At 58.5% G+C, this 6,337-nt stretch carries 7 protein-coding genes and 1 pseudogene; 7 read left to right on the plus strand and 1 reads right to left on the minus strand.

Annotation, left to right across the window (positions count from 1 at the left end):
• Nucleotides 1-278: 278 nt before the first annotated feature.
• The 7 genes and pseudogenes from ACN0X0_RS22900 (at nucleotide 279) to ACN0X0_RS22930 (ending at nucleotide 5,817) form a co-directional block, all read left to right on the plus strand.
• Nucleotides 279-574, plus strand: a pseudogene (locus ACN0X0_RS22900) (hypothetical protein).
• 124 nt (nucleotides 575-698) lie between these two features.
• Entirely contained in the window at nucleotides 699-1,427 is a 729-nt protein-coding gene (locus ACN0X0_RS22905; protein ID WP_282092896.1) for a DUF736 family protein, read from the plus strand.
• A gap of 156 nt (nucleotides 1,428-1,583) precedes the next feature.
• Nucleotides 1,584-2,120, plus strand: coding sequence for a hypothetical protein (locus ACN0X0_RS22910; RefSeq protein WP_288960403.1), 537 nt, complete (start codon nucleotides 1,584-1,586; stop codon nucleotides 2,118-2,120).
• 148 nt (nucleotides 2,121-2,268) lie between these two features.
• Nucleotides 2,269-2,850, plus strand: coding sequence for a rhomboid family intramembrane serine protease (locus tag ACN0X0_RS22915; RefSeq protein ID WP_417281129.1), 582 nt, complete (start codon nucleotides 2,269-2,271; stop codon nucleotides 2,848-2,850).
• Between the two features lie 534 nt (nucleotides 2,851-3,384).
• Nucleotides 3,385-3,975, plus strand: a complete 591-nt coding sequence (locus ACN0X0_RS22920; protein ID WP_417281127.1) for a hypothetical protein — start codon at nucleotides 3,385-3,387, stop codon at nucleotides 3,973-3,975.
• Nucleotides 3,975-5,045, plus strand: coding sequence for a helix-turn-helix domain-containing protein (locus tag ACN0X0_RS22925; RefSeq protein WP_288960400.1), 1,071 nt, complete (start codon nucleotides 3,975-3,977; stop codon nucleotides 5,043-5,045). The genes ACN0X0_RS22920 and ACN0X0_RS22925 overlap by 1 nt, the downstream gene beginning before the upstream one ends.
• Before the next feature lie 196 nt (nucleotides 5,046-5,241).
• Complete coding sequence (locus ACN0X0_RS22930) at nucleotides 5,242-5,817, plus strand: toll/interleukin-1 receptor domain-containing protein (protein WP_288960399.1); 576 nt, start codon at nucleotides 5,242-5,244, stop codon at nucleotides 5,815-5,817.
• 310 nt (nucleotides 5,818-6,127) lie between these two features.
• Here ACN0X0_RS22930 and ACN0X0_RS22935 read toward each other — a convergent pair.
• Nucleotides 6,128-6,337: hypothetical protein (locus ACN0X0_RS22935; protein ID WP_417281128.1), on the minus strand; the 210-nt coding region annotated here is incomplete at its 5' end.

Below are 6,337 nucleotides of genomic sequence, written 5' to 3' on the forward strand. Positions count from 1 at the left end.
GCGACGAATCCAGCCCGAGCCATGGATGGCCAATGGCCATATCGAGCAGCACGTCAGCGGGGAGCCCTGCGGCGATCCAAGGGTTGCCTGGGCCTCCGAGGTCGCCGCCGGACGAACGGTTCTTGGCCTGAAGGATTGGATGGCGGCGCGCGCGACGCAAGCCACGTAAAGCGCCTGACAGCTCTCGGTCGTTTGCCAAACGAATGCTGCATAGAAGCCTGGTCGGAAGATCGGGCTTCTTGCGGCGTTTACCCACCATTCTTCTTGAGGAGGTTCGCATGACACTCGAAGACATCAAGGCGGCCGTCGATGCCGGCCAGACCGTGCATTGGGCCAATACCGGCTACGTTGTCCACAAGGACCGGCTGGGTCAGTACCTGATCACCTATATGCCGAACGGCAGCTGCATCGGCCTGACCGAGCGGGAAGCGCACCGGTTGAACGGAAAATCGGCGGAGTTCTTCATCGCGCGGTCGGAGGACGGCGTTCGGGCAGCCAAGCAAGACCAGACGGGCAGGGGAGGGGCGTTGTACCCGGAGGCGCGGGGGCATTCCCACTCGGACGGCAGCTCTGACCCGTGCGCGGGGCTGAAAGGAAAGCAGGCTTTCTGATTTGTGATCCCTCAAGGGGTCGAGAAAGCAATCCCGGATGCGCTGGCAAGAACGTCAGGCACCGGCCAATCCAAAAGGAACCATCTCATGTTCGCAGGAACCCTTACCCGCAATGTCGAGACCGCCGCCGCCGAATACACCGGCATGATTCACTCGACGCGTTTCGATGTTGCCATCCAGCTCGAAACCCGCCCGAAGATGTCCGAGCGCAGCCCGGATTATGACGTAACGGCGACCAACAAGTCGGGCCGCAAGGTGCGCATCGGCACGGCCTGGAACGAAACCGGCACGACCAGCGGCAACCCCTACATCTCGATGCAGATCGATGTGGGCCTTGGTCCCTTCCGGGTCAACGCGGTGCAGACGAAAGAGGCGCGCGCGGCCAAGAGCGGCGAATTCGAGATCATCCCGCTGGTCTCGAACGGCCTGATGAAATCCGGCTCGATCTCGGGCGAGCTCACCGCCATGGACGCCGACAACGCCTTCACCGGCTACATCGCCAACATGATGTTCGATCTGGAGTTCATGCTGATCGAGAACAGCTACAAGACCGAGGAGACCCACCCCGATTACCGCATCGAAGTCAGCTCGCCCCGGGGCACGCCGATCCGCGTCGGCTCGGCCTGGATGGCCAAGAGCAGCCGCACGGGCAATGACTACCTGTCGCTGCTGATCAACACGCCTGATGGCGACCTGCGTGTCAACGCCGTCCAGAACGAAGAACAGCGCGGTGGCCAGACTTTCTCGATCATTCCGTTCATCGACAGCGGTGATCAAGCGCAAGACGCGGGCGCGGGGCTCTCCTTGGTCGCCTAGTCGGCGCGCGAGGGGGAGACGATGTGAACTGAAAGGGGAGCCGTGGGACCACGGGTCCCCTTTTTCCATGTTTGGCTGCATGACGGGCGCCATCTGCTTGCGATCTGCTGAATATGATATACGATAATATAATATTGTATGGACGAAGGTAGGCGCATGATGGCGAGACTGGGAAAAGCTCCGTGGTTCGTGAGCTTTGATGTAGACGCCGAGGTTGAAGAGCTACTTGCTCATATCCAGCGTTGCACCGGATTTGCGCTGCCTGAACGACAGCGTGATGTCATCATGACCCATGCAAGGGCAAGGCTCGACAGGACAAGGCAGGCATTTCTGGAGGCCAAGGCTGCGGGAAAGCCGGTGTCCACATCGCGGCGTGCGTATCTGACCGACCTGCAGGACACGATCTTCATGGCGATCCCGGAGGAGAACCTCGCGCGGATGCCGCTGCGCGAGCAGGTTCTCAACGACCCATCATTTTACGCGGATGCCATGCACCGCGCCGCCGCGATTAGCGAGGATGAGCTATTCATGGCGCTGTCCTCTTCGCTGAAAGACATGACGGTCCAAGACGCCCGCGCGTTCGTCTCGAAGCTTTGGCACGGCACAATCGATGACAATGCCCGTAAATACGCCGAAGCCCTGAAGCGCCCCGAGCGTGAACCGCAGCCCTTTCGCCCGGGGAACACCGTGTAAGACCGGAGCCATTCTCTTGGCTTGAGCCGTACCGAGGTTGGCCGCCTCAAACCCTCTTTCCCGGAGGTGGTACCCTGTGCAGCGCGCGAAAGCCGTTGAAGGCGCTGTGGGGACGACTACTGTCGCCAACATGATGAAACGGGATCACATGCGCGTCTTCTTCCGGCGAACCGCGGCGCTTGCCGCCTTTGTCGCGCTGCTCTGGGCGATCCAAGTCGTCAATTGGATCACCGGCTACGGCCTGATCCCGGCCTTCGGCCTGATCCCCAGGCACGGCAGCGGATTGGATGGTGTCATCGCCATGCCCCTGCTGCCCGGAAGCTTCGCGCATCTGATGGCCAATACGCCGCCGCTCCTGGTGATGGGTGGGCTGCTTGTGGCCTCGACCACGAGGGCTTTGCTGCCGGTGAATGCAGTGGTGATCGGCCTCGGCGGCGGACTCGTCTGGCTGTTCGGAAGCTCCGCCATCCATATCGGGGCGTCAGGGTTGGTCTTCGGCTGGTTTGGCTTCCTCGTCGCGCGCAGCTTCGTGGATCGCTCATTGATCACGCTGGGCGCGACACTGGTGGTCGGTGTCCTCTATAGCTCCATTCTCTGGGGCGTTCTTCCGGGCCAACCCGGCGTGTCGTGGGAAGCGCACCTCTTCGGTGCCATCGCCGGCGCGGTCGCTGCGTTCCTAATCCGAACGCATGTACATGCGCCGCGCCTCGGCGGCGTCGATCTGGACTGAAGCGGTACGCCAGACGTGGTCGGCCCTCTCCGGACATTCGTTTGAGTGGCTTTTGCCGCGGTGCGGAATCCCCTGTTCTGCCATTCACACTGTTGCTCAACACGGCGGTGCAGCTTCACCCCGACACGAATGGCCGGGAGGTCTTGCAGGTGAAATTATCCACTAACCAGATCGCACTTCGGCCCCGAGGGAGCCCCTGTTCGGTCTATCGTTCGAACGGGGCGCTTCCCCGGGACCCTGCGCATTCCGCGGAAGGCTTCCGCCGGATCAGGGTCATCGGTTTGCTCTCCCACTGAACTCCCTGCGCCCGGTCGGAGGAGACTTCGCTCGCCTCCCCAAAACCCCCTCCATCGAGTGCGACTCGCACGGACAAAAGCGAAGCACTCAACTTGCCCGCCCTCTGGACACCCCAAGGCGCCTCCCGGCGGGGACCTTTGCCCCGAGGCTCAAGGAGGAAATCAACTAGTGAATAATTTGCTGTTGCATTTGTAAATGTCGACCGCTACAAGGTGATCAAACAATCGAGGCTTGAGCATGCCGATCCCCAGTGAAGTTTCAGTCCGTCCCATCTTGAACGAAATCCGCGAACCCATCATCTCAGCCATTCGAAGCGCTTGGGACGATTGGCTGTCCAGCGATTTCAACGGCGTGTGGCGTTGTAAACGTAGCCGCGCCAACTTTGTGTGGGAGCAGATCATTGAACGTGTGAACAGCGACCTGTTGGGACACGACGCGGTACACGTTATTGACGGGCATGAAACGATGAAGTTTCTTGTCCACGACAAAGTGCTTTTCAGATTCAAGAAGGCCGACGAAACGGGCCGCTCGTCAAACGTCGCCACGCAACTCGCTCTGGCATTTCACGATCATGATCAGGATTTGTTCAATCTTCCAGAGGTTCAACGCGTTGAGATTGTATACAAACTCAATCAGCTTGAAACGCAGATCGCGGATATTTGCGTAGTTGCAAGGGATAGCAATCGGGTTGCGTGGGAGTATAGCCTCTTGGATGCGGGTGAAGCGACCATGCCGCTGCCGCTTCCCGATCCGAAGCCAGTTCGCCCGGCCGCCTCCATCGTGAAACTCAAGGGCAGAGCTTCCGACCGCAAGAAAAGCACAGACTAATGACCGACAACTTCAATCAAGACCTGCTGCGGATAGCGCGGCAGGCCCGTGGATGGAGTCAATCAGAACTATCGTCAAAATCAGGTGTGTCGCAGGCCAATCTCTCCAAACTTGAGAACGGCCTGATCGGCCCGACAGATGAGGTTCTGGATAGTGTCAGTAAAGCGTTGGGCTTCCCCATAGAATTCTTTTTTCAACATGATAGGGTCATCGGCCTTCCAATGAGCGTGCAATATCGGAAGCGTGCCAGCGTTGGACAGAAAGCGATTGAACGCCTGGAAGCTGAACTCAACATAAGGATACTGCACCTCAGAAGACTACTGGATGCAGCTGATCTTGAGCCCGAGTTGTCACTGCCACGGATGGATGTAGATGAATTTGGTGGCGATCCAGAGCGGATTGCCGACCTCATCAGGCGTACTTGGCTTGTCCCCTCGGGGCCTATCCGAGATCTTGTCGAGTGGGTGGAGCGAGCGGGCTGCATTGTCGTGCATTGCGACTTTGCTGCCCTCAAAGTCGACGGGTTTACTGTTCAAATCCCGGATATGCCACCGTGCATATTCTTGAACCGCAATATGCCGGCAGATCGGCAACGTTTCAGTCTGGCGCATGAGCTCGGCCACGTCGTTATGCATCAAGTTCCATCTCCTGACATGGAGAATGAAGCAAACGTCTTTGCCTCTGCTTTGCTAATGCCCGCACGAGACCTTCGCCCCCAGCTTTCATCAAGGCGCCTCACGGTTCAAACCCTGGCTGCCTTGAAACCAGTGTGGCGCACATCAATGGCAGCGCTCCTCTACCGAGCGAAGCAAATTGGGGCAATCACCGACAATCAAAGCCAGTATTTATGGCGGCAAATGAGTTCCATGGGCTATCGCAAAGCTGAGCCCCCCGAACTTGATCTCAAAGTTGAAATGCCAACTGTTTTGCCTGAGATCGTGCGCCTCCATATCGAAGAGCTCGGATATGATGTATCTGATTTGGCCCAAGCACTTCGTTCGAGTGAAGAAGATCTTCGCTCACTTCATCCTTTGCCGCAAGCGTCGCAACGCCTGCGGGTGGTCAAATAACTTCACGTTCATCCCGTAAAGGATGTCCCTACACTTCTGAAAAGCAGGAGCGACAGAAAAGATGGCAAGGTGTACCGCTCCCGTTAGGGGGCATAGTTCAGCAGCTGCTGCGGCGAACTGCCCAGCGTGTCGCAACCGTTACGGCGGATATGGTCGCAGAACGAATAGCTACGGTTCGTTCTCGCCACCGTCCCGTATGTCTTTCGCCGCTGGTGGCAGCACAAGTACCGGAAGCGGAACAGGACGCAGCACCAAAAAACCGCGTTGGTCAGGAAGCGCGTCGACGGTTTCCTACACTCAAGCACAAGTACAAGCCCTCACTCCTATAAGGGACAATGTTGAGCAACTTGCGTCCTCCCAGCCAGACCTCCGTGACGCCTTTCTCTGCCATGCTTGGGACGACAGGCAAGGCGCGGCGAAGGAACTTCATGACCTTCTCGAAGCACGGGGTGTACGAGTTTGGTTCAGCGAAAAGGACCTTGGGCTGGGAGTGCCTATGATGCGGGCAATTGACAAGGGCTTGGTCAATTCCAGGGTTGGGATCGTGCTGGTCACGCCAGCAATGTTGCGGCGTCTACCCGCGGAAGGTGTAGCCGACAAAGAACTGTCGGCATTATTGAGGCGCGAACGGCTCATACCAATCGTGCACGAAACGACTTACGAAGAGCTCGAAAAGGTCAGTCTGCTATTGGCGTCACGAGCGGGCCTGAATACAGCTGATGAAAGCATGACCGACGTCGCGATCAAGATTGCCGAACTGGTCAAAGTTTAGCCGTGAGCAACGGTAGCCGGAACCGCTGGCCAACTTCTCCTATCGTTGCATAGTCGTTTTGGCCTCGCCGTCCCATTGTCAGGTGCGTGTCTTTGTGACACGCACCCTTTCTGCTCATTGCTAACCTTGGCATCCATCGCAGCAAGAGGCTTCAGTTCCGATAGGGTTTGAATGGCTGCTTTCGCCAAGGTGGAGCTTTGGATTTGCAGCCGCCCCGAAAGACGGCTTTCCGCCCATCACGTCGCAAGCTTGGAGACGTAATCCGTATAGTCTAAAGCGTAGCCCCTGCACATTAACCTTGGCCAGAGCCTTACGGCCTCCCCTGCTCGGCTTCGCGTGTCGCAGGGGAGAACGGCCCTTCGGTCCGTCGCGCATTCGGCCATGCGGCCTCACCGCGGCGTTGCGCCCGGCATTCCGGTTTGCCCGCCTCGCGAGCACGTCCCTCCCCGGCCGCTCCGCCGGATTGCGCTCTGGTCTTTTTTGGCCCGAGGCCAAAACGATCCCGCCGCTTCATCCGTCT

This window comes from Celeribacter sp. (genome assembly GCF_048270365.1).
Lineage (GTDB): Bacteria > Pseudomonadota > Alphaproteobacteria > Rhodobacterales > Rhodobacteraceae > Celeribacter.